Annotated in this window: 16 protein-coding genes; 4 read left to right on the top strand and 12 right to left on the bottom strand. The window is 60.1% G+C overall.

What is annotated here, in order from left to right; genetic code table 11:
* Positions 1–184: 184 nt before the first annotated feature.
* The 4 genes from C8K66_RS01720 to copD all read left to right on the top strand — a co-directional run bounded on the left by C8K66_RS01720 (position 185) and on the right by copD (position 4349).
* Positions 185–2050, top strand: coding sequence for a copper resistance system multicopper oxidase (locus C8K66_RS01720; protein WP_057004129.1), 1866 nt, complete (start codon positions 185–187; stop codon positions 2048–2050).
* 9 nt (positions 2051–2059) lie between these two features.
* Entirely contained in the window at positions 2060–2944 is an 885-nt protein-coding gene (locus tag C8K66_RS01715) for a copper resistance protein B (protein ID WP_046489500.1), read from the top strand.
* A 70-nt stretch (positions 2945–3014) separates the two neighbouring features.
* The gene (gene copC / locus C8K66_RS01710) at positions 3015–3401 is read left to right on the top strand and encodes a copper homeostasis periplasmic binding protein CopC (RefSeq protein WP_046489501.1); all 387 of its coding nucleotides are present in this window, start codon (positions 3015–3017) and stop codon (positions 3399–3401) included.
* A gap of 3 nt (positions 3402–3404) precedes the next feature.
* Positions 3405–4349 carry a copper homeostasis membrane protein CopD gene (copD, locus tag C8K66_RS01705; RefSeq protein WP_057004126.1) on the top strand — a complete coding sequence of 315 codons (945 nt, stop codon included), beginning with the start codon at positions 3405–3407 and terminating at the stop codon, positions 4347–4349.
* Positions 4350–4502: 153 nt separating this feature from the next.
* Here the strand turns inward: copD and C8K66_RS01700 are convergent, their stop codons facing one another.
* From C8K66_RS01700 to C8K66_RS01645, 12 genes are all read right to left on the bottom strand, one after another.
* Positions 4503–5375: an ADP-polyphosphate phosphotransferase gene (locus tag C8K66_RS01700; protein ID WP_057004125.1), complete on the bottom strand. Its 873-nt coding sequence runs from the start codon at positions 5373–5375 to the stop codon at positions 4503–4505.
* Positions 5376–5625: 250 nt separating this feature from the next.
* Entirely contained in the window at positions 5626–6273 is a 648-nt protein-coding gene (locus tag C8K66_RS01695; RefSeq protein WP_079443819.1) for a response regulator, read from the bottom strand.
* Positions 6266–9445, bottom strand: a complete 3180-nt coding sequence (locus C8K66_RS01690; protein ID WP_256590882.1) for a response regulator — start codon at positions 9443–9445, stop codon at positions 6266–6268. The genes C8K66_RS01695 and C8K66_RS01690 overlap by 8 nt, the downstream gene beginning before the upstream one ends.
* On the bottom strand, positions 9445–13386 hold the full coding sequence (locus tag C8K66_RS01685) for a type VI secretion protein IcmF/TssM N-terminal domain-containing protein (protein ID WP_108524109.1): 3942 nt from the start codon (positions 13384–13386) through the stop codon (positions 9445–9447). The genes C8K66_RS01690 and C8K66_RS01685 overlap by 1 nt, the downstream gene beginning before the upstream one ends.
* On the bottom strand, positions 13386–14054 hold the full coding sequence (locus C8K66_RS01680) for a DotU family type IV/VI secretion system protein (RefSeq protein ID WP_046383451.1): 669 nt from the start codon (positions 14052–14054) through the stop codon (positions 13386–13388). The genes C8K66_RS01685 and C8K66_RS01680 overlap by 1 nt, the downstream gene beginning before the upstream one ends.
* The gene (gene tssK, locus C8K66_RS01675) at positions 14051–15433 is read right to left on the bottom strand and encodes a type VI secretion system baseplate subunit TssK (RefSeq protein WP_017849110.1); all 1383 of its coding nucleotides are present in this window, start codon (positions 15431–15433) and stop codon (positions 14051–14053) included. Before tssK ends, C8K66_RS01680 begins: the two co-directional genes overlap by 4 nt.
* Positions 15434–15496: 63 nt before the next feature.
* The gene (gene tssJ, locus C8K66_RS01670; RefSeq protein WP_017849109.1) at positions 15497–16138 is read right to left on the bottom strand and encodes a type VI secretion system lipoprotein TssJ; all 642 of its coding nucleotides are present in this window, start codon (positions 16136–16138) and stop codon (positions 15497–15499) included.
* Entirely contained in the window at positions 16135–16539 is a 405-nt protein-coding gene (locus tag C8K66_RS01665; RefSeq protein WP_026140301.1) for a DUF4150 domain-containing protein, read from the bottom strand. The genes tssJ and C8K66_RS01665 overlap by 4 nt, the downstream gene beginning before the upstream one ends.
* An 8-nt stretch (positions 16540–16547) precedes the next feature.
* Positions 16548–17195 carry a DUF3540 domain-containing protein gene (locus C8K66_RS01660; protein WP_108524108.1) on the bottom strand — a complete coding sequence of 216 codons (648 nt, stop codon included), beginning with the start codon at positions 17193–17195 and terminating at the stop codon, positions 16548–16550.
* Positions 17192–18154: a pentapeptide repeat-containing protein gene (locus C8K66_RS01655; protein WP_108524107.1), complete on the bottom strand. Its 963-nt coding sequence runs from the start codon at positions 18152–18154 to the stop codon at positions 17192–17194. The genes C8K66_RS01660 and C8K66_RS01655 overlap by 4 nt, the downstream gene beginning before the upstream one ends.
* On the bottom strand, positions 18147–20741 hold the full coding sequence (locus C8K66_RS01650) for a pentapeptide repeat-containing protein (protein ID WP_108524106.1): 2595 nt from the start codon (positions 20739–20741) through the stop codon (positions 18147–18149). The genes C8K66_RS01655 and C8K66_RS01650 overlap by 8 nt, the downstream gene beginning before the upstream one ends.
* Before the next feature lie 42 nt (positions 20742–20783).
* Positions 20784–23411, bottom strand: coding sequence for a type VI secretion system Vgr family protein (locus C8K66_RS01645; protein ID WP_108524105.1), 2628 nt, complete (start codon positions 23409–23411; stop codon positions 20784–20786).
* Between the last annotated feature and the right edge of the window lie 14 nt (positions 23412–23425).

The following is a 23425-nucleotide window of genomic DNA, read 5'->3' as shown; positions in this document are numbered from 1 at the left end:
GCCCTATCGCAGTGCAGCCAAATTGCCGCCGCCAACCTGACGGAAATGTAATCACGCGCGGGCTGATGATGTGACATCTTGCTCGCAAAATGGCGGCTGGCACCGACTCTCTGAAGCGAGCCATGGCCCTACTGTGGCAGCGCTTTCGTATCTGCCTGGACTCCGACTGACTGGATACCCCTCGATGCATTCCAGAACATCAAGACGCACTTTCGTGAAAGCCTTGGCGGCAGGCGGGGTACTCGCAGGCTTTGGGCTGTGGCGCAGCCCGGTGTGGGCAATTACCAGTCAGGGGCAGCCGAATGTGCTCGCTGGCACTCATTTCGATCTGACTATCGGTGAAATGGGGGTGAACTTCACGGGCACGCCCCGCTCCGCCATGACCATCAACGGCAGCCTCCCCGGCCCGATACTGCGCTGGCGCGAGGGCGATACGGTGACGTTGCGGGTCAGGAATCGGCTCAAGGAAAACACCTCAATCCATTGGCACGGCATCATTCTGCCGGTGAACATGGACGGTGTACCGGGTCTGAGTTTTCACGGCATCGAACCGGGCGGCCTGTACGTTTATTCGTTCAAGGTCAAACAGAACGGCACCTACTGGTATCACAGTCATTCCGGGTTCCAGGAGCAGGTCGGCGTCTACGGCCCTTTGGTCATCGATGCAAAGGATCCCGAACCCTTCAGCTATGACCGCGACTATGTGGTGATGCTGTCCGACTGGACGGATGAAGACCCAGCGCGGGTCATGAAGAAACTCAAGAAACAATCCAGTTACTACAACCTGCACAAGCGCACCGTCGGCGACTTCATTGATGACGTCAGCAAGAACGGTTGGTCTGCCACCGTCGCGGATCGGAAAATGTGGGCTGAAATGAACATGAACCCCACCGATCTTGCCGACGTTAGCGGCGCCACCTACACCTACTTGCTCAACGGACAGGCTCCTGACAGCAACTGGACAGGCATTTTCAAGCCCGGCGAACGGCTGCGCCTGAGGTTCATCAACGGCTCGGCGATGAGCTACTTTGACGTGCGTATTCCTGGGCTGAAAATGACTGTCGTCGCCGCAGACGGGCAGTACGTGAAACCGGTGAGCGTCGATGAGTTCCGCATCGCCGTGGCCGAAACCTTTGATGTGATCGTCGAACCCACCGAAAATGCATACACCTTGTTCGCCCAGTCGATGGATCGCACCGGTTTCGCGAGAGGCACATTGGCTGTACATGAAGGGCTCTCGGCCCCTGTGCCGCCCCTGGATCCACGTCCGTTGATCACGATGAGCGACATGGGCATGGGGGATATGGCCGGCATGGATCATGGCGATATGACGGGTATGACCCAGGACTCGATGCAAGGCATGGAGAGTATGGATCACAGCCAAATGGCGGCCGGCGAGGACAACGGCATGCAGGGTATGACGGGCATGGACGGTGGATCGATGCAGAGCATGGATCACAGTCAGACGCCAGGCTCGGCAGACACGTCGGGGCACTCGATGCCGGGCATGAGCAGCATGGACTCGATGGAGCCCCACCCGGCCTCGGAAGCGAACAACCCGCTGGTCGACATGCAGACGATGAGCCCCACACCGAAACTCAACGATCCTGGCATGGGACTGAGAAACAACGGTCGCCGGGTGCTGACCTACTCAGACCTGAAGAGCACCTTCCAGGATCCCGATGGTCGGGAACCCAGCCGCACCATCACGTTGCACCTGACCGGACACATGGAAAAGTTCTCGTGGTCTTTTGACGGCGTCAAATTCGCGGACGCCGAACCACTTCATCTCAAATATGGAGAGCGCATCCGAGTGGTTCTAGTCAACGACACCATGATGATGCATCCCATTCATCTGCATGGCATGTGGAGTGACCTGGAGGATGAAAACGGTGATTTTATGGTTCGCAAACACACCATCGACATGCCGCCCGGCACCAAACGCAGCTACCGCGTGACCGCCGACGCCCTGGGGCGATGGGCGTACCACTGCCACCTGATGTACCACATGGAAATGGGCATGTTCCGCGAAGTCCGTGTACAAGAGTAGGAGCCAGACATGAACTTCGATAGAACCGCTAAACCGCTACTCGCCGGCCTGGCCATCCTCGGGATGGGTGTCATGACGCTTGCTTATGGGCAGACCGAGCCCATGCAAGGTATGGACGGCAACCAGATGCAGGAGATGGATCACTCCCAGATGCAGGGTATGAAACCCGCAGCGCCCCAGCAAAGCCGTACACCCATTCCGGCGCTCACCGATGCCGATCGCGCGGCGGTGTTTGAAAGCCATGCCGGCCACCAGATGCACGACAGCGCCATCAACTCATTTTTCCTGATCGATCAACTCGAGTGGCAAGACGCTGACAAGGGCAGTGCATTACGTTGGGAAGCCAACGGCTGGATTGGCGGCGACACGGATCGTCTCTGGCTGCGTACCGAAGGCGAGCGAACCAATGGCGTGACCGAAAGCGCTGAGCTTCAGGCACTCTGGGGACACGCCGTCAGTCCCTGGTGGGACGTGGTCAGCGGAGTGCGACAAGACTTCAAACCTGGTGCACCGCAGACCTGGGCGGCGCTGGGACTGCAAGGCATGGCGCTCTACGACTTTGAAACTCAAGCCACCGCTTACCTGGGCGAGGCCGGCCAGACCGCGCTGCGGCTCAAGGGTGACTACGACATTTTGCTGACCAACCGTTTGATTCTGCAACCCACTGCGGAAATCAACCTCTATGGCAAAAACGACCCGCAACGGGCCACAGGCTCAGGGCTGTCGGACACCGAGGTCGGCCTGAGACTGCGCTATGAAGTACGCCGCGAGTTCGCACCTTACATCGGCGTGACCTGGAACCGCGCCTACGGCAAAACGGCGGATTACCGCCTCGAAGAAGGCGAAGACCAGAGCGATACGCGCTTTGTCGTCGGTGTGCGAATGTGGTTCTAAGCCTGACCGAAAGATACATCCATTCTAACAGTAACACCCCACCCACGGCCCAGGCCGTCAGGAGCCTTGCATGTCATCGTTTAAAGCCCTCGGTGCTGTCGCTGCACTCAGCATCGGTTTGTTGTTGAGCACTGCCGCCCAGGCGCATCCAAAATTACTGTCCTCCACCCCGGTCGATGGCGCCACCGTGGCTGCACCGGCAAAAATCGAACTGAGTTTCTCGGAAAAGCTCACCACCCAGTTTTCCGGCGCGAAACTGATCATGACCGAAATGCCGGGCATGTCCGCCCACTCCCCCATGGGTGTCAAAGCGAGTGTCGCGGGTAGCGACGATCCGAAAATGATGGTCATCACCCCGGCAGCGCCGCTCACACCTGGCACATACAAGGTCGAGTGGAGGGCGGTTTCTTCCGATACCCACCCGATCACAGGTACCGTGACCTTTAAAGTCAAGTGATCCATGGACGACTCCATCTACATTAGCCTTCGCTTCGCGCTCTATATCGACTTGATGCTGCTCTTCGGGCTGGCACTGTTTGGCCTGTACAGTCTCAGAGGAAAGGAACGTGCAGACGGTGCCGTGTTGAATTTTGGGTCGTTGCTGGTGGGAACTGCCCTTATCGGCATACTGCTATCGATGGTGGCCATGCTACAGATGGCCAAGACGATGAGCGGCGTGTCCAGCGTCATGGAGCTGCATCACCACATCCTGCAGATGATGTTGATGGACACTGACGTCGGGTTGACCTGGATGGTTCGGATAGCCTCATTGACCTTGGCGGTCATCGCCGCGACTCTCAATCGACGAAGCCCGGCATTGAGCCTCTGGCTGGCCACATTGTGTGGGGCCATCGCCCTCGCGACGCTCGCCTGGACGGGACATGGCGCCATGGATGAAGGCAGTCGACGCTACCTGCACTTCACCAGCGATATTGTCCATCTTCTGGGTGCAGGCAGTTGGTTGGGCGCTCTCGCTGCATTTGCGCTGTTATTGCGCTCAACCAACCTCACAGGCGATCTGCAGATACGGTTGCTGGCTCGAACGCTGACTGGTTTCGAATCAGCGGGGACGCTTATCGTCGCAACCCTGACTATCACCGGGATCGTCAACTATCTGATGGTTGTCGGGCCAGCATTCGAGACATTGACCTCCAGCACGTATGGGGCCCTGCTGTCTTTGAAGGTCTTCTTGTTCGCGGGGATGCTGGTATTTGCGGCGGTAAACCGCTTTCACCTGAGCCCGCTGCTTGAGCGATCCATTCAGGCAGATACTCACACCGTCGCGATCAACGCTTTACGGCGCAGCATGATCCTAGAGTTCTCGGTCGCGGTGATCATTATGGGCCTGGTTGCCTGGCTCGGCACACTCAGCCCAGAGATGGAGATGTCCGCTGAGTCCCCATGAAGTGAATGATGAGCGACCAGCTCCGGGACAAACCACACTGCTCAATTCTAAGCCTGCCAAGTTCTGCCAGATTTTCAACCAGGTCCCAAAGCATGTTTTTTGAACTGGCATCCATCAGCCTCTCATGCATGCTGATAAAGCGGCACCGTTCATTCATTCTTCCAGAAGCTGCTTGCGGATATCCAGCAGTTCTTGGTGACGCTCCTCACTGGTCTTGGGATATGACATTTTCAGCCCATCCAGCACATCTGAAAATATCTGAGATACGATCAGTCGGGCATTTTTCTTGTCATCGGCAGGCACAACGTACCAAGGCGTCTCAGTCGTGCTCGTTGCACTAAGGCATTTTTCGTAGGCCTGCATATAGTCTTTCCAATACTTGCGTTCCTCGATATCCGCAGCACTGAATTTCCAGTTTTTTTCCGGCTTGTCGATGCGATCCAGGAAGCGTTTTCGTTGTTCTTCTTTCGACAGATGGAGAAAAAATTTGATGATGCGCGTTCCGTTACCTGACAGGTGGCGCTCCAAATTGGAGATCGAACGATATCGCTCCCGCCAGACAGTACTATTGTTTTCAAGAGCATCCGGGAGGCCCTCGCTTCGGAGAATTTCCGGATGGACACGGGCTATCAGTACCTCCTCGTAGTACGACCGATTGAATATGCCAATCTGTCCGCGTCCCGGTAGGTTGCGTGTGGTTCGCCATAGAAAGTCGTGCTCCAACTCAGCCGCGCTGGGATGCTTGAAGCTGAATACCTGGCAACCTTGCGGATTCACACCTGACATCACATGCTTGATGGCACCGTCTTTTCCTGCGGCATCCATCGCCTGGAAAATCAGCAGAATGGCATGGCGATTGGACGCGTAAAGCAGCTGCTGCTGCGCGCTGAGTTGCGCAACATGCGTTGTCAGAAGCTGGCGATATTGCTGTTTTGACTTGTAGAAAGGTTCCACCTTGGTCGGCCACTTATGGAGATTGACCTCGTCGCCTTCCCGTACTCTAAAATCCGCCGAGTTTATTTTCATATTCCGCCTTTCGGTGCCGCTGGCGCGGTGACTGGTTGTCTTGAAGCTGCATTGGCAACTCGCCATCTGATCAATGCAACCTTCAAAGTGTCGTTCAGGATTAGACAGGAGACTAGCGCATAACCGAATAATGCGATCACCCGTCTTCCGCGCAATACGCTGGGCCTGGTGATCAACGCCCTGCCCCTTCGCAGGCCTGCCCCACCCTACCCCATCGGCCCGCGACCACTGAGCAAGAGCACAACGCCGGTTATTGATCCTCTCCAAGCAGACCTAGCCGATAAGCCCACTGGGTCATATCGGCAGCGTTGTGTGCGTCCAGTTTTTTCATCAGATTGAGCCGATGGGTCTCTACGGTTTTGAGGCCGATACACAAGATCTCGGCAACGTCGCGATTACGCGCGCCTTCGGCGACCAGCTTCAAGACCTGGCGTTCTCGCCCGGTCAGGCCGACACCGCTGGCCGTGTGCCCAGCGCCGCGTAGTGCCATGACTTGAGCCGCATCGAGACCGGCATCGATATAGATTCTCCCCGCGCGCACCTGGGCGATCGCCTGGAGCAAATCTTCGCGGCGGCTTCGCTTGAGCACATAGCCGACCGCGCCGGCTTCCAGCGCCAACGCGGCGTTATGCTCGGAGACCGTGGAAGTCAGGGCGATGATCAGGATGGCCGGCCAGCGCCTGGCTATCAGGGTCAGGGCCGAGACGCCATCGAGCAACGGCATATTCAGGTCCATCAACACCAGATCGGGTTGCAAGGCGCGGCACATGGCGACGGCCTGCTGACCGTCTTCAGCCTCGCCAGCCACGTTCAGCTCAGGCACATCGGCCAGCAGCGCACATAACCCTTCGCGAATCATCGCGTGGTCATCCACCAGCAGTAAACGGCACTCAGGCATCGTCAGGGTTTCCAGTTTTTTCAGAGAGGCCGGGCTGACGCGCAGCCAGGGTCAGACCATGCATTTCCAGTTGCAACAGCGCAGCGACCATCGTGGCGGTATCCGCGTCAGCGGCGGCCCGTTCCATCAACGCAGCCGACGCCTCCAACGCTGCTTCAGCGAATTGCCCGGCACTTCCCTTGAGGCTATGGGCGATACGCGCAGCTTCGGCATGATCGACCTGCGCGACCGCCTCCTTGAGCCGAACCAGCAAGGCCTGGCAGTCCGCCATGAACAAACGCTGCAGACGAGGTGCGCGGAGTGGATCTTGTTCCTGGAGAGGCGTCAGCGGCGGTACGGTCCGTGCCAGTCTCGGTGCAGTGGGCTCTACGCTGCGCAACTCCATCCCGCGTGCCTGCTGGCGCGCAATCACCTGCGTGATCGCATCGAACAGCTGCGTCGGTAGCACGGGCTTGGCGAGATAGTCATTGGCGCCGGCTTCGATGAAACGTTCCCGGTCACCGCTCATGGCATTGGCGGTCAAGGCGATGACGTAAACATCCTCATCCAGCACTGGGCGCTGCCCCGAACGCAATTGACGAACCGCCTCCATGCCATCCATTCGCGGCATTTGCCCGTCCATCAAGACCGCATCGAAGATCTTCCGGCCGAGTATTTCCAGGGCCTCGACACCGTCGCGGGCATGAGCGACGCGATGGCCGAAACGCTCCAGGAACAACTGCGTAATCTCGCGATTGGTGGCGATGTCATCGACCACCAGGACATCCAGGCTGACGTCATGCCGCTCCAGGCTGCGCAGCGGCGAGGCCGTTTCGCAGAGCGTCGGCGTTGCGCCGCTCTGCACCTCGCACAAGGTGCGATAGAAATGCTGGCGACGCAGTGGCCTGACAACGCACGCAGCCAGGCCATGGGCGCGCAGTTCATCGGCGGACGGCAGTGATTCGACCTGCGAGGCCATCAGCACAATACGCGCGGTTGCCAACGCCGGGGCTGCACGGCACAGGTCGGCGAACTCGACACCATCGACCCGCGGCAGGCGCCAATTGACCAATACCAAGTCGAACCGGACACCCAATTGCGCCTGCTCGTGCATCAGGCTCAGTGCTTCTTCGGCAGACGCCGCTTCCTGGCACAGCATCTGCCACTGGCCGAGCATCTCCATCAATGCCCCGCGTTCATCGGCGTGCTCATCCACCACCAGGGTCCGCAGCCCCCACAACCTCGGGGCGTCGGCCGCGCGCGCCGGACACTGCGGCAAGGGCAAGGTCAGTGCAAAGGTCGAACCCACTTCCGGTTGGCTGTGCAACGCGATACCGCCGCCCATCAAGCCGGCCAGACGCTGGCTGATGGACAAGCCCAACCCGGTACCGCCGTAGTTTCGGGTGGTCGAGGCATCGGCCTGCAAAAACGCCTCAAACACCGAGCGCTGTGCGGATGGCGCGATACCGATGCCGGTATCGATCACCTGAAATCCGAGCAGGTCGCCATCCCCCCGCCAGACCAGCAGGCGAATCGAGCCGCTGGCCGTGAACTTGACCGCGTTACTCAGCAGATTGAGCAGAATCTGCCGCAGTCGCCACGGATCGCCGATCACCTGCCCCGGTACATCGGTGGCGATATGGCAGATCATGCGCAGGCCCTTTTCCGCTGCGCGCGGCGCCAACAGTTCGGTGACATCTTCCAGCACTTCGGTCAGATCGAACTCGACCTGCTCGATATTCAGGTTGCCCGATTCGATTTTGGAAAAGTCCAAGATGTCGCTGATCAGCGCCAGCAAGGCTTCGGAATGCTCACGGATGGCCGTGACAAAATGTTGTTGTTGCGCCGTGAGCAACGTATCCGCCAGCAAGTGATTCATGCCGATGACCGCGTTCATCGGGGTACGGATCTCGTGACTCATATTGGCCAGGAACTGCCCCTTGAGTTGGTTGGCCTGGTTGGCCATATCCCGGGCGCCCTGTAGTTCCTGGGTGCGGACCTCCACCAGGTGCTCCAGCCCGGCCTGCTCGGCCTGCAATGCATCGAGCAAGCGGTTGTACGCCCTGGCGAAGCGTCCCAACTCATCGGTGCGTGCCTCTGGTAAACGACGCGACAGGTCGTCGCCGCGAGCGGTCTCTTCGATTTCCCGCGCAAACCGGGCCAGCGGCTGCGCCAACTCGCGATGCAACACCCAGAGCAAACCAAGGGCCAGCAGGATAAAGCCGACAATCGCAAAAGGTACCTCGGCAAGAATCAGGCCCAACGCGCCGGCGCGCAGTTGCGCTTGCGGATACAGCGTCAACAGATACCAATCCGGTTGCGGCAGGTGAGCGACGATCATCGGCGTGTCGGCGTCAAAGCGGCCGATCTGCGGGAAGCCGACTGCCGCAGGTAAATCCGCGATCAGTTGCTTGAGCCTGTCGTGGGAAACCGCCCCCAGCGTATTGCCGGAAAGGTCGGCAATGCGCTGACCCTGTGCATCCAGCAACAGGCTGGGATAGCCATTGAGCAACTGCCCGATACGGGCCAATCGCTCATCCAGCTTCAGTTCATAGCCGGTCATGAACAATGGCTTGCCCGATGCATCCCGGGCGACCATCGCAACGCTGATCAACTGGCGGCCCAGCAACGGCTCGTAATAGGGGCCGTCCCACACAACCTCGGGCCCACCTGCCGGCAGCCCCTCGAACAGCGCCCGCAAATGGGTCGCCCGGGCCTGGGCGAAGCCCGAAGGAATATCGACTTGCGTGGAAAAAGCCGCCCCCGCGTCGGGAAAATAGAAAAACGTATCGACGGTCATCGCCTGGCCGGCCGTGCCGAATGCTTCGGCTGCGGAAGCGGCGCGGGCCAACCGCTCAGTGGCGGCGGCAGTGTCCGTGGCGCCCTGCCCGGGCGGGTTGAGCACCCAATGCAGGGTGCTGCGCTGGAAAATGTTGCTGCCGAACTCGTTTACCGCGCCGCCGTTCCAGCGTGACATGAGTCGTCTGGCGCCCTCCTCCGCATCGCGAAAATCGTCATTGTCGACACTGGAGAGCAACGCCAGGCGCTGGCTGAGATCGTCCAGCGCCTTGCCTTGCAGTTGTTCATACGTGCGCCAGGCGCTAAGCCCGGCGGCTACGCACCAACTCAACGCCAGCACCAGCGCCAGCACACAGGTAATGCGCAGCGCCAATGACGCGCGCCACCCCTTCATCACAGGTCGACCTTACTGGCGGCGGCACTGTCGAGCGTGGCGGCCACGCCCATTTTGCGCCCAATATCGCGGATCGCCCGTTGCGCAGCCGCGTCGTCACGCAGCGCCACCACCAGCAACCGCGTCACCTTGTCACCCGTTATCGCCTGCGTGGCTTCGCGCCGGCTGGTCAAGCCGAGGATACGCAGCTGTTCCTCAAGGTTCTTCAAGCGCGTCTCGTTGCCATAGGTGCCAAGATCCAAGCGCAGCCCTTCACCTGCCGACAGCCCCGTTACCACGGGCCGGGGCGTCCAGCACCAGGCAATCTGGGTCGGCGGTTGAATACTCGCGACCCCCTGTTCGACCGGTGAACCGAGGGCAGCCAGTCGCACATTCGTCGCGGCGGCCTGGGTATCCATCGCTGCCAACTGTTCGGCGGTGGCACTCAAGCGTGCATCGATGAGATTGGCCTCGCGCTGCATTTGGTCGGCCTGGTCGTACTTGTCCAGCAACACCTGTTCGCCTTCCTGGCGGTACGTCAGTTGGATGCCGATGAGATTCTCACTGCCCATCAAATTGCGCTGGCCGGGGAAATCGTCGGCGCTGAAGGTGTGTTGCCCACCGTTGAACAGCCGCAGGAAGTCCACGAACGCGCGGTCTCCGGTCCAGTGCCGGGTCAGCTTGAAGTTGGCGAAGCTGATCTCCAGGGCGACATCGGCACAGGCCCCCGGCGCCCAGACGAAGCTGGCGCTGGTGGGGAAGTTGAAGTTGTCCAGTACCGTCGAACGGCCACTGCATTGCAGCGTCAGGCGCGTCTGCTGGGGCAGCGAACGGGCACCAAGGTTGACCTGCGACGGCGCGGCGGACAATTCCACCACCGCCGCGGTGGCCTGCAGTATGGCGATGCTCTGCTTGAGCTCCGCCCGTTGCGCCACAAGGCCTTTTTGCTCGGCTTCCAGTGCCTGTCGGCTTTGCTGCTCCGTGGCCTGCTGGGCCTGACTCTGTCGCTCGGCACCGAGCAGATCGTTGCGCGCATGCTGCATGCGGCTGACATAGGCGTAGAACGCACCGGTCAGCGGAATTTGCACACCCAGCGCCTCCCGTCCGCTGTAGCGCTGCACATCGCGTTGCACGAAGGTTTTCACCGCTCCGCTCATAAAGGCCGGCAGTTGACCGCGCTCGCCGTACAGCAGCTCGTTGAGCATGACCGGGTCCTGCACGCCCTGAATCGAGCTGAGCAACTGCCCGCTCCAGTCGCCTTGCAGGCGGCAGGCCGCCACTTCGGCGGCGTAATGCGAGGAGAAATCCAACTGGCCGGTGGCCAACGCCCAGACCGCATCTTCACGCGGGTCCGGTCCCTTCAGCGCCTGGATCAAGGCGCTGCGCACGCTGTCGGCTTCCCAGAGCGGTGCGGACTTCACCGAAGGATCGGCGCCGAAGCCCCACGTCTCCACGGCCACCTGGAACGCTTGTGCATCGCTTTTCTGCAGATCGGCCACCACACCTTTCATCAACTGTTGGAACCTGGCCAAGGCACGGGCTTGGGTCAACTCGTCGCGCAAGCCGTTGACGCCACTCTCGATCGAACCGCCACTGGCCACGCCCTTGAGCACATCACCGCCCAGAGCATTGGTGATTTTCAGACTGCCCAGCGCCCCCGCTTCGGCATGCAGATCGTTGTTACTGGCCAGTTCAAGCAAACGATCGAGCGACACCGCGCGGCTCGCCCAAGGTGCCCGCTGTTCGGGCGGGATCAAGGCAAACCGTTCGGCACTGCGATGCAACAGCTTCAGGAACGGATCATTGGGCGTACCGACCACACTCAGGGCCAATTGCCAGTCACTGCGCGTCTTCAAACGTGTCTGTGCACTGAGCAGGCTGCCCTGGATAAACCGATACCAGGCGTCCTGGGTATCGCTTTGGTACTGATCGAGGAATTTCACCCGCTGTGTCTTCCACAACGCGCTGTCACGGCTGGCGAGGCCGAGTTCATCCATGAACGCAAAAATCGCGCTGTGCCCTTGCAACGTATAGGCACCGGAAAGACTCAACCCCGGGTTATCGCTATCGCTCCAGTATTCCGTCAGCCGGATCGGTTGCAGATTGCCCTGCAGTTCCGCCCAGGCTTTCAGCCACGTCAGGGGGCGTCCTTCAAGCCCCATGCTCTCCAGCTGGCCCAGCAAGGCGGCGCGTTGGCCCTGCATCTGCGCCATATCGGTTTGCCACTCCAGATAGGAGCGATAGCTGCTCCCCAGGGTGACCAGTTGCCCGGCGCTGGTTGCTTCCTTGGAACCGTAGGTCAAGTTCAGGAAACCCACCTCGGAACCCGGCAGCGGCAAGTTATCCATCGACTGGTTATTCAGGCGGGCATCGAGCAGGTTGATCCGGCGCACGAGGAATTCGGCATAAGCGGCAATCAGCCGTGGATCGCCGCTGTTCAACGCGCCGCGCAGGTTCTGCGAAATGAAACCATCGAATACCGGCGTGCGTATTTCGCTGTCGAACAACCTCACGTAGTCAGAGCGGTAGTGCTCCTGGACCTGTTCGATATGGCGTGAGAACGGCAGCAAACCATGCCATCCGCCCTGCTGCTGGTCAGATAAGCTGATCAACGCTTGGCGAAACCGACGCAGCGCATCCAGGTCGCTCTCCAGCCCACCGTTGAAGTCCTCGGCCGCTGGCGGCTCGTCCAGCGCGTCGGTGAGCACGGCTTGAGTGTGGTGGTCGGCATACACCAGCAATGCGCCAAAGCCGATACACAGCCCCAGCCAGCCGATGACTGCGGCGTGGGCCAACAGCCTGCGCCAGCGATGCCAGCTATCGATGGGCTGATAGGCGTGGCGTTGCGCAGGCAAAAGCCTGCCCAGCAACTCATGACTGAACCAGCCTTCGCTTGTGCCGTCTGCCTCTTGCCCTTGCGCGGTCAGGAACAGCCCGCAGAGCAGCGGCAACTCACTGTAGGGGTTGGCGTCAAACGCGGGTAACAGCAGATGCTGGAGACGCGAGCGCAGTTCAACGATGCGCTCCGGCAGGCTGAAAGCTTCTTCATCCGGCAGGCCACGCACGCCCAACTCGATGCGCAGGTCGAACAGACGCTGGCCAAGCCCGCTGAACATCTCTTCGAGAAACACCTGCGCCGCCCCCGTGCGCTGTTGGCTGAGCAGGCCAAACGGTTGCTCGCGTTGTGGCGGCGTGAGAGCGCAAGCCCACTGGGTGAAGCCCGGCAAGGCTTCGGCACCGGTAATGATGAAATACACCGGCAGACGGGCACCAAAGACCTTCACCAGATCATCCAGGCGGCGGCGCAGATTGTGTCCCTGCTCGGCCAGGCGCGCATCGGAGTCGCTCAACAAGCGCTGGCAGTCGATCACCAGCAGTACACCGTTGAGGGGTTCGCGGCGCCGCGAACGCAGCAGCCAGTACAGCAACCGTCGCCATTCCGGGCCGGCGTCGCTGTTGCCCTCCGCCATGCGGCCGGCGGGGTCAATGATCACGCCACGCTCAAGGAACCACCAGTCCAGAGTGCCAGTCGAGGCCGCTGGCTTTCCACCGCGGGTCGAACGCAAGGCCGAGGTCAGCCCGCTGTTGCCCAGCAACCGCCGGGTCCCGCTGCCACTCTCGCCCAGCGTCAGGAACCAGGGCAGCACATACAACGGTGAACCCAATCGACTCAGGCGCGACTGGCGCAACATTTGCACGCCGCTGTTCCAGTCCTGATCAAGCGCCGGCGCTTCATCGCGACGACTCTGGGGCAACTCGCTGTTCATCCGGCGACGCAAGCGCCAGGCATACCAGCGTCGCCCGACCCCGCGCAGGCAAAAAACCACCAACAGCGTCACGATGCAAATCAGCGGCACGTACCACAATGGCCAGCTTTTGTAGAGCGCCAGGCCCCAGAGCAATAGCACGATGCACGCCAGCAGCAGCACCCAGAGCAACAACACCCCTGCTTTCTTCAACATCAGCGCATCTCCAGCAATTGGCTGACTTGTCGACCCAGCGAGAGATCGAAACTGATGTAAAGCACGGTCAACAGAATCAACGGCACCCCGATCAGCAACAGCAGCGAAAGACCGGGCAAGCCCCGGCGCACCACACGCAGGCGCGTTGGCAGGTGGTCCTCGGGTTGTTCGAAGAGATGGCTGTTGGCATCCAGCGGCACCATCTGCCGATCGAGAATGATCCGCTCCAGGCAAAGCCGGCGGTATTGCATCAGTTCACCACCCGGGCGGGTCGCGTAACGCCCCTGGAAACCGCCGAGCAAGGCCAGGCCGAAGACCTCGCGGGCACCGACCGCCGCCTCGGGCAAAGCCTCCAGGCGTTGGAAGAACTCGACACCGGCACGACTGGTGGAAAAATAGTGGCGCTGCAACGGCGCCCGCCGCCATTCGGCCGCCCCGGGCCATTCGCCGGACATGGCCGCTTCGTCGATCCAGGCGACCACTGCGAACAGCGCCTCGCGCACTTCGGCTTCGGCAAAGTGCAGCTCGCGGGCCCGATTGGCGGCGCCATCGAGCTGCACGATGAGCGCCGGCGCAAGCGTCTCATAGGACTGTGCCGGATCAACGAAGCCGCGCTTGGCAGCCTCGAAACTCGACATCCAGCAGTCAGCCAGGCGGGGATTGATCATGTGCGAACCACCACCAGGTCGATACTCAGGTCAGCCGGCGGCTGGGGCAGGAAGAACGCCGCCTGACGCTCCTGCTGCAGCGTTTCCCAACCCTCGCTCAGCGTTTCCAGGCGGAAGTACAACGCGCCGGCCACCCGCGGCAAGCCCTGGGGCGGAACCTGCAGATAGATCAACTCAACCCCGGGCAACGCGCGGTTGACCAGGCCTTGCATGACGCTGAGAGCTCCCAGCTTGCCATCCAACGGTAGGCACTCGGCCAGCCACACCGGATCGACCAGACTGCGCGCCACCAGATAGTAACGATGCCGCGCGCCGAAAAACGCGTCCGGCAACGGGGCCTGATAAAACCCTTCCTGCAGTTGCAGGTGGACCAGCAACTCTGAGCCGATGCTGATCTCATTGAGCTGCTGGCCGATCAGGGCCACCAGTGCGATCGTCGCCGCGCCCGCGTCCTCATGCTTGTAGGCCGGCACCAACAGACGGCCATCCGGGGTTTCGCCGAGCATGTCGCAGACATCGGAAAACAGACTCAACTCACCAACAAGTTGGCGCAGGGTGCCGTAAAGCTGCCATGGCGACACCTGCGGGGTTTCCAGCAAATGCGTCAGCAACGGGCCATAGCGATTCAGTACCGCCAGGGCCATCAGGTGGTTGACCTGGGCCGCGTCGAGATCGCCCCGCCGCGACTCCCCCGGCTGCTTGTACACCGACAACTGCCGCGCCCGGCCGACCAGTTCGTCGCGGACTTCGCGCAAGGTTTGCAGGAGCATCGGCGATGCGGCCAGATTGACCGACGGCGGCACGTAGCGTTGGGCCGGCCGGAGGCGATCACCGTCTAGCTCAAGCCGTGCAATCGGCAGCAGCTCGTAGGCGCTCAGATGCTCCAACTCATCGTCCCAGAACAGCCGCAACACATAGGACATGGGGCGCACCCGCGCTTCCGGGGAGTCGCCGAGACGGTCACCGATCACTTCCGGATCGGCCGCCACGATAAAGCGCGCTTCGGCCCGGGACCCCGCCGACAGTGTCTCGAACACCTGCGCGTTGGCGTCCCCCGGCAGCAAGCGGCGTAGCCCCACAAACAGCGTGCGGCCGCCACTGAATTCGCCGAGGTCAAGGGTGCGCGACTCCAGCATCGCATTGCCCGGATATTCGGCCAGCGTGCCTTCGGCAAAGCGCACCGACAATTGCTCCAGCAGGCACTGTTTGGCAACCAGCGCGGGCTCGTTGATCTTCAGCGAGATCAAACCCCACGGGTACGGATGGTTCAACTCTGTGGTCCGGGTCAGACGATGCTCGATACGCGCATCGTTCTGTTGAAAATGCTGAGGCTGGAGGAACAAGCCCTGGTGCCAATACAACAACTGATCGATATTCATAGGGCTCGGTTTCAGGCAAAAAATTGAAAAAGCGTGGCCACTGCAACGCTCACGGCAAGCAGCTCAGTCCTGTGCGCCGGGCAGGCGCACCTCACCCTCTCGGGGCTGCACCGGCTTGGGCAACGCCAGGCGACTCTCCTTGCCACGCAACAGCGCATCGGGCCCGACGAGCAGGTCAATGGCGATGGGGCGCGGTGTGGCGGTCCAGGTCTTGCTGAAAAACCCTGTCGACGTCACGTCGACGCCGATCTGATAGAGCTTGACGCTGCGCGTCGGGTCCAGGTGCGCGTAACCGGCGGCGATACCGACCATCTTCGCGCCCTCCAGTCGCGGCAGGCTCAACTGGCGGGTCTGGCCCGGCTCGATAAACAGCCGCGTCAGCCCGATCATCCCGGGCGGCGCGCTGTTCATCAGCAGCAGGCTGCTCAGTTGCTGGGAACTGCCGGTGTAGGCGGAAAACGCACTGATCTGATCGAACTGCGTGACCACCACCAACAGGTTATGCGCCTGGCCGTCGTACTGATTGAGGTCGTTGTCGGCGGTGAAGCTCAGCTCGATGGCGTTTTCGGTGTAGTCCCATTTGAGCGCGGTGAGGGCCTTTTGCTCGGGGGTGAGGTCCTGGCTGCTGCAGGCGGCGAGCAGGATGCACAGGGCCAGTCCGCCCATGGAAAACTTGATGGAGGGCGCACGCCCCGCGCTGCTCACGCCATCACCAGCACAGCGGTCTGGCTCGGCTGCGAAACCGTCCCCATGGTGTTATTGGCGTTGTGCATGGTCTGGCAGGTGACACGCACGGCGGGCTTACCGGCGACCATCACTTTGGTGCTGCCATCGATGAAGATCATTTCACCCTTGACCTTGCCGCTGGTGACGCCACCGGCCACGCCCGCTTCATCGCCACTGGTCATCAACACCTTGCTCGACATATTCATCGCTGGCATGCCGTCCACCAGCACGTCCATCACCAACCCACCCGGGTCCGCGGCGCTGGTATCGGCAGCATTGGGATAAGGCAATGGCACTGGCCCGGCGGGCGGAACGGGCGTCTTGCAGATATCGGGCACCGTGGACAGCGCCATCGCACCGCCGTTATTGAGCATATACATAATCGATCTCACCCCAGCTTGATGCTGTCGCCATCAATGGCAACGCTACGTTGTGCATTCAGGTCCAGCGTGTCGGCCTGCACGCTCCAGTCATCGCGCACGCGCTGGCGCAAGGAGCCGGAATGAAGTTCTTCATGGCCTTCGACGCGACGGCGGCTGTCAGCAAAATCCGCCTCGTGGCGCACAGCCTTTTCGCGGTGATACACGCTGCTGTCGTGGCGCTCGACCCAGTGGTTCTGAAGATGCTCGCCACTCATGGCCAGGGTGCCGACAGTCAGATGGGCACGCTGCATCTGCACACTGCCCTGCTCGGCGCACACCCGTAATGCGAGACCGGCATCAAGGCTCACACCGTCGCGGGCCTGAATGCTCAGCGCGCCGGCGGGCAGGCTCAAATGCAGGTCACCCTCCAGATGCATACGCGCCGGTTGAGCGATGGCGCGTTCCAGCACGCTAAGGATGTAACCGCCTTGCGCGTCCAGGCTGACCAACACCTTGTCCCCCACTGCCGGACGCACCAGGCAACCGAATGCGGGTTTTAGCCAATAGCGGCGGCCATCGCTGCTGACCACGCCGAAACGCTCGCCATCCAGTGCGTTGACCTGCGCATGACGCAATTGAGCAGCGGCATCGCAATACTGCGGGGCTTCATTCATCTCGATTTTCCTAAAGAGGCAGGCTGCCATTGCTCGGCGGCGAGGCGTTCGGTATCTACGGGCTGGATGGCCTGGGGGTTGCTCTGCTGCCAGTCGGCCTGGGTGAAATCAGCGGCATGGGCATTCATGCCGGTCACGTCGGCGGCGACGAACGAGGCGCGTGGCGCAAGCAACGCGGTGCAGTCGGCATAACGCAACAGGGCGCGGTCAAAGCGCGCGCCTGGCATCTGGGCGTCGATCAGGATGGCCATCTCCAGAACGGCATCACTGAAATCGACCGAGTCAAAATGGCTGGCATTGAACAGAGCGCCCTTGAGATGGGCACCGGCAAACATCGGCGCGATTCCCTTGCTACGGTAGAACGACGCGCCCTCGGCCTGCGCGGCATGAAAATCGGCCCCGCTCAACGACGATTCGTCGAAGGCACACTGCTGCAACGACGCCAGACCGAAGCGCGCCTGATCGAGTTGGCAATCGATCAACCGTGCCTTCGCAAAATGCGCCGACTGGGCATCAAGGCCCGTCAGATCGCAGCGGTTCCATTGGGATTTGCTCAACTGGGCGGCTGCCAGCCTGATACGCGGTACGCGGCACTCCGCGAGTGTAAAAGCCTGTAGCTGCGCGCCCGACAGATCCAGATCCTCGCCGTGGCATTGCGCCCAACTGGTCTTGTTCCAACGCACATTCGTGAACAATGCGCCCTGCAATGAACACCCGTTCATGTACAACGAGTCCGCGGTGCTGTCGGAAAAATCGGCGCCGTCCAGGCGGCAGTCTTTCCAGTGGCTTTGGGTCAGCATGGCGCCATTGAATTGCGCGCCACGCGCATCCACTTGTTCCAGCCGCGCGTTGCTCAAATCGACACCGCGATAGTCGCCACCGGCCAGATTCAACGCGCGCAAGGGCTGCCAATCAGCCAGCAATGCCCTTAGACGCTCGGCACTTAATACCTCAAGCATGAGTCAGGCTCTCCTTGAGTCGGCAGCGCGTCATCAATGCCTGCTCCAGGCGCACACCGCTGCCGTGTACAGCGTCACTGGCCAAGCCATGCAAGTTGCTGCCACTGAGGTTGGCCTGCTCCAGGCATACCTTGCGCAAGCGGCCGTTAAGCAGGTTGGCGCCAGACCAATCAGCGCGACTCAAGTCACATCCCGACAGGTAGGCACCTTGCGCGACCAGCCCGACACCGTCGGAATCACTCAGGTCGCAACCGCTCAGCAGCGCGTCGTTAAGCCGTGCGCCGCGCAGGCTGGCGTGATTCAGATCGGCGTCTTGAAAACTGGCAGCGGTCAGGTCGGCATCGTCCAGGCGCACACCCGGCAAAACGCAGTGAGCGGCCAGGCGCAGGTTCTGCAGGTTGCACTCGCGCAAGTCCAGGTCGCGGCCCACCACCTTGGCGAAATCGGCTTTGCTGAGGTTGGCGCGGCGCATGTCCGTCGCGTCCAGTGTGCAGTCGTAGAGCTTGGCTTTGTGCAGGTTGCTGTCGGTGAGTCGTGCGCCGCTCAGGTCGCATTTATTGAGGCGTAGTTTGCTTAGATTGGCGTTGCTCAGTTGAGCCTTGTCGAGGCTGCATTCGTTGAGTTGGGCTTGTTGCAGGTTGGCTTCGGTGAAATCAGCAGCGGAGAAATCACAGTTCTGAGCGCGGATATCGATCAAGCTGGTGCCGCAGAACGAAGCGCCTTGGCATAGAACCCTATGAAACATTGCGTCCTGCAAGCGCGCCTTGCTCAGATCCGAAGCACCCAAGTCGCAGTCGATGAACTGACAGTGGCTCAGATCGGCGTTCTGCAGTCGAGTGCCATTGAGCTTGCAGCTCATAAAAGTGGTATTTCTCAGGTCAGCGCTGCTCAGATCGATTTCGCAAAGATCAAGGCTCTCCAAACTGAGGTCTTGCAGCGTCTTACCTGCCGCGTGCAATGCCAGCAGCCGCTCACGGGTCAGACTGCAGTATTCAGGAAGCGGGAGAATGGGGGCGAATTGGATTCGATCAGCCGCCAGCGCTTGGTTCATGGCGCTTAAAACACGGTCTATCTCAGCTTCCACGGCTTGAGACTCTGCTATGGCGGCAGTCAGTTTTTCCTTGGCTTGCGCCTGCTGGTCTGGAGGCAGCTCCAGGCGCTCAAGCATGTCCATGATATCGACCTTCGGTGCTGGCTGTTTAGCACGCGCCAACGCTTGCTCTGCATCTATGCCCAGCCGGGTCATCATCTGCTGGGCATACTCCATGCCTTGGGCCTTAGCCTTGGCGATTTCCGAATCAATTTCCAGCGCCAATGCCTCGGGGTCAAAGGGCTTGAGGGGGCGCATCGGTTCGCGCATCAGAACCGTAAAGTCCGTTTTCGCTGATGGTGGGTAATCGGTTGGGTTGAAAGGCAGGTTCATGCGAGTCGCCATCATCTGAGCGTATTGCATGCACTGCTCATGAGTTGCGCTTAACTCTGCATATTGCGCATCCGCAACGGCCTGCAAACTGGCGATTATCGGCCCGGAGTCGAACGGGGTTGGTTCGACAGGCGCAACCTTGACCGACTCGACGGGAGGGCGTGGCCAAAGCCGCTCAATCCAGACTTGCGCGTCCAGCACTGGATCACCCGCTCGCTCGAGGGCCATAGCCAATTTGACGATATCTTGCGCATCTATATCGAGTACCGGTACTTCGACGCGGTACAGCAGAAGAGCACTTTGCGCATCAGGGAACAGCCATACCGTATCCAGGTCCATCGACATTTCGGTAACGGGTACACGCTTATCCGCACGCTCAATAAACAGCCGTGGCCGCAGGCCCGGCAATCGCCCGGCGACCCTGGCCTCGGTAGGGTGCATGCCTGAGATCGACCAGGCTTCGTCGCCACGCCAAAAACCGGCGTTGCATTGGTCCTGCGCCACTTCATCGAACCAGCGCGCATCAGTATCCGTAGGTAAGAATGGGGCGCGATAAGCAGTCCAATGCTCGTCAAGGGTGCCCATATACTGGCGGCGCTCAGCGCTTTGTACTGGCAATGGCAAAAAACTCGCCAGGGCTGGCCGATCATCGGGGTCAACAACTGTGGCATTCGCCACTTCCAGTTGTGCCAACGGCATTCCTTGCGCGGCGTCCACCTCCGGATAATGGCCTTTGCCTGTCGGATTATCTGGCCACTTATTACCGCCATAAGCGCTTTCAAAGTCCAACGGCAGGTTATCCAGTTGACCGCTCACAACGGACGTCCAACCCAGAGGCCCTTTGCGCCATTGCCGCGGCGCGAGTACATGCAATGTTTTTTCCATATCCCCCAGACGCACCCGCACCGCCATGCCACCCCGTTGCACATCGGTCAACGGATAAGCCTTACCCTGTACGGCAAAGGTGCCTCGACTTTTCTTTAAACCCCGATCAAGCATCTGCTTGCCAAGTCGCTCGGTTAACCAGGCCCAAGTTTCCCCAGCGGCCATTACCTGATCTTCAGCGTCCACCAGCAGACCCAGGGTGACGACCACGCAATGAAGGTCCAGTGGTTTGGCATTGGCGAGCAATAAAAGGCTGGCCTGTTCACATTTGAGCTGCATCGGACTCTCCGAATAGGAAACTTACGCCTCTTTTTTTCCGTATCACGGCGCGGCAGCGGGCGGTGCAGCAGCATCGCCCGCTGCCGCGACCGCATCGGCGGCGCCATCAAGCAGGTCAACGGCGCCGTTTACAACCGCATTGGCTCCGCCCGCGGCCACTTTCACTGCAGCAAGACTTGGGCGTGATGCTAGCTTCAGACTTAACAGGCTGGGGCTGGGGGCTAGTTCAAAACACGGAAACTCCTGTACTTGATCCGACGTGATCGTTGCACCCACTATTGTGCCGCTGACTCTCATGAACTTATTAAAAAAGGCGTTACCGCAAACTTCTAAATCCCCATCCACAAGAACATCACCAGTAACATGCACCTGGCCTTCAAGATGTATAATCTTGTCCGACTTTATGACAATCCCTGCCGCATTGATAAGTATGCTATTCCCACCCAGCTTAATCTCATATGAGGTTACATTTTCATGGCAGTAAATATCTGTATTCTTCAACTCCATCTTTGAGTTGGATGCTCGAACTATATGCATTCCTTTCAGATATTCTGAATTTTTAATACTCGCCTTATGATACTCCCAGGCACTGTTGCCAACGCTTTTCTTATACAAACTGTAGTCGGCCGAAAGCGAAACCAATCCAAGTTTCACTGACACGCCAACCCCGTAGAGAGAGAGACTTCCGCTGGCTATATTTACGTCACCCTTCAATTGAAGCATTGAAGTTGTAACGTCTAATTTTGTGCTCAGCTTTGGGTTGGTTATTGCGTCTTTGAAATTATCAAATCCGCTTTTCTCTGATGCGCTATTTGTTGTGCTTGGCGCGGAGGCAAGCTTGCTGCTACTTGCGGGAGTGGGAGGCCGATCTTTAAAGTTGGCACCCATCAAACTCTCTGAAGAGCTCGTCCCCGCCACCGGGGCCGGCGCATGCCCTCCCCCTATGGATTGCCAATAAACACCTGGCACCTGATGCTTATACGAACTGGACGCCAGCTGCATATGCTTGTCCGTGCGCAAATGCGCCCCACTGACATCGCCCTCACCCAAGGTAAAACTACAACCGGTGGACGCCCCCATCTTCATCATCGGCCCGGACGGGCTGTCTTCCATCGCAAACAAATGCCCACCGGGAGTGCTCAAGCCACTTTGGGTCGCGTTTTCGCCGGTGACCACATTGGGATTCTCGGAGTTGGGCACACTACCGGTGATCACCGGGCGGTCCGGGTCGCCGCCCAAGAACGAAACCAGCACTTCCGTGCCTTTGAGCAGTGGGAAATTCATGCCGTGGCTCGAACCACTGGACAGCGTGGCCATACGCAACCAGGCCGAACCACGCGTCGCATTCTTCTCACCGCGAATGAACGGGAAACTCACCCTGTAGCAACCATGCTCATTGAGCAGCGGCCGACCGGTATCTTCATCACCATCCACCACCGCACTGAGCACGCCCTGCACATAAGGCCGCGGTGTCACACAGGGTGCGCGGAACTGCACGTCGCCGGGCAAGGCGATAAACCGCGTGTTGATCCCCTGCCCCGGCCCTTCCCCCTCCGAGCCGAGGCCCGGCAACGGCTGATAACCGTCGTGGTGAACTTCAATCACCTGATAACCGGCATTGAACAGCGGACGCGGGTGGCCGACTAACAGCATCGGATAACCGGCGCGCAACCCCGTGGCTCGACCGCTGCCATGAAACTCCCGTTGACGGCAACCGATGGCCTGGGCGCGGCGATTGGCCAACCATTGCCCCTGTTCGAGCGAACCGAAGTGTTCGCCATACAACCCTTGCCCGCCGATAAATACAGACGAACCAGAGACGGCCTCTCGTTGTGCGGTTGAGGCATCTGCGCCAAGGCTGGCAGCTGCCACCGAAGCATTGACCTCTAACTTCAACTGCGCGTTGCTCGCGGAAAAGTCCTGGAGCGTGACCCCCGCCGCTTGCCGCACGAGTTTGCGCTCGAAGGTCCGCGCCACCGCCAGGACCCGGCCTACATCCAGTTCCGAATCTTGGCGGCGATAGGTCAGCAGGCTGGGGAGTTGCGGCTGGTACAGTCGGTCGCCACAGAACACCAGCGCCTCGCCGTCAGGCCCCTGTTCAAAGAAGTAATACACGCCGAAATATTCAAGAAGACGTGAAATAAAGGCGAAGCTGGTTTCTTCGAACTGGCAGGTAAACGTCGCCTGAGTCAGCGGATCATCGGCCAGCGGCAGGCGGATATCGAAGTCATACGCCGAACCGGGCAAACCGTTCATACCCGGCCCTTCGACAGTCAGGTCGGCCAACTTGAGCACGTCGCGAATCAGCTCCGGCAGACTTTTGTCCAGCCAGATTTCCGAAAAGCGGAAATGCCGCAACTGCACGAAGCGCGGTTCCAGCACCACGCGGTAGTAGTAATACAAGGAGTCGGCGTCGAGATAATCCACCTCCGTGACCACGCCCTGATAGGGATGCGGCTGCCCCAACGCATCGCTCAGGGTCAATACCGCCCGGTTGCCCAGCAGCGCTTCGTCGTCGAACAATGGATTGATCGTGGCCAGCCGAACCTCGAAGCGATAGGGCTGAGAGAGCTTTTCCTCGCCCTGCCACTGCTGCACCCATAATGTTTCGAGCAGCAGCGAGGGGGCCAGGCTGGCGAAAGTGCAGAGTGCATGATCATTGAGAGCCATCAATCAATCCTTGT

The organism is Pseudomonas sp. GV105 (genome assembly GCF_003058185.1).
Taxonomy (GTDB): domain Bacteria; phylum Pseudomonadota; class Gammaproteobacteria; order Pseudomonadales; family Pseudomonadaceae; genus Aquipseudomonas; species Aquipseudomonas veronii.
The sequence above is the reverse complement of the archived record's forward strand: the minus strand, read 5'-3'. Positions and strand labels throughout refer to the sequence as shown.

What these genes read in the sequence shown, in the direction of transcription:
- C8K66_RS01690 (WP_256590882.1), bottom strand. Translation starts at nt 9,445, where the DNA reads ATGAAGGGGTGGCGCGCGTCATTGGCGCTGCGCATTACCTGTGTGCTG.
- C8K66_RS01665 (WP_026140301.1), bottom strand. Translation starts at nt 16,539, where the DNA reads ATGTATATGCTCAATAACGGCGGTGCGATGGCGCTGTCCACGGTGCCC.
- C8K66_RS01655 (WP_108524107.1), bottom strand. Translation starts at nt 18,154, where the DNA reads ATGCTTGAGGTATTAAGTGCCGAGCGTCTAAGGGCATTGCTGGCTGAT.
- C8K66_RS01720 (WP_057004129.1), top strand. Translation starts at nt 185, where the DNA reads ATGCATTCCAGAACATCAAGACGCACTTTCGTGAAAGCCTTGGCGGCA.
- copC (WP_046489501.1), top strand. Translation starts at nt 3,015, where the DNA reads ATGTCATCGTTTAAAGCCCTCGGTGCTGTCGCTGCACTCAGCATCGGT.
- tssK (WP_017849110.1), bottom strand. Translation starts at nt 15,433, where the DNA reads ATGAATATCGATCAGTTGTTGTATTGGCACCAGGGCTTGTTCCTCCAG.
- C8K66_RS01700 (WP_057004125.1), bottom strand. Translation starts at nt 5,375, where the DNA reads ATGAAAATAAACTCGGCGGATTTTAGAGTACGGGAAGGCGACGAGGTC.
- copD (WP_057004126.1), top strand. Translation starts at nt 3,405, where the DNA reads ATGGACGACTCCATCTACATTAGCCTTCGCTTCGCGCTCTATATCGAC.
- C8K66_RS01650 (WP_108524106.1), bottom strand. Translation starts at nt 20,741, where the DNA reads ATGCAGCTCAAATGTGAACAGGCCAGCCTTTTATTGCTCGCCAATGCC.
- C8K66_RS01695 (WP_079443819.1), bottom strand. Translation starts at nt 6,273, where the DNA reads ATGCCTGAGTGCCGTTTACTGCTGGTGGATGACCACGCGATGATTCGC.
- C8K66_RS01645 (WP_108524105.1), bottom strand. Translation starts at nt 23,411, where the DNA reads ATGGCTCTCAATGATCATGCACTCTGCACTTTCGCCAGCCTGGCCCCC.
- C8K66_RS01680 (WP_046383451.1), bottom strand. Translation starts at nt 14,054, where the DNA reads ATGATCAATCCCCGCCTGGCTGACTGCTGGATGTCGAGTTTCGAGGCT.
- C8K66_RS01715 (WP_046489500.1), top strand. Translation starts at nt 2,060, where the DNA reads ATGAACTTCGATAGAACCGCTAAACCGCTACTCGCCGGCCTGGCCATC.
- C8K66_RS01685 (WP_108524109.1), bottom strand. Translation starts at nt 13,386, where the DNA reads ATGTTGAAGAAAGCAGGGGTGTTGTTGCTCTGGGTGCTGCTGCTGGCG.
- C8K66_RS01660 (WP_108524108.1), bottom strand. Translation starts at nt 17,195, where the DNA reads ATGAATGAAGCCCCGCAGTATTGCGATGCCGCTGCTCAATTGCGTCAT.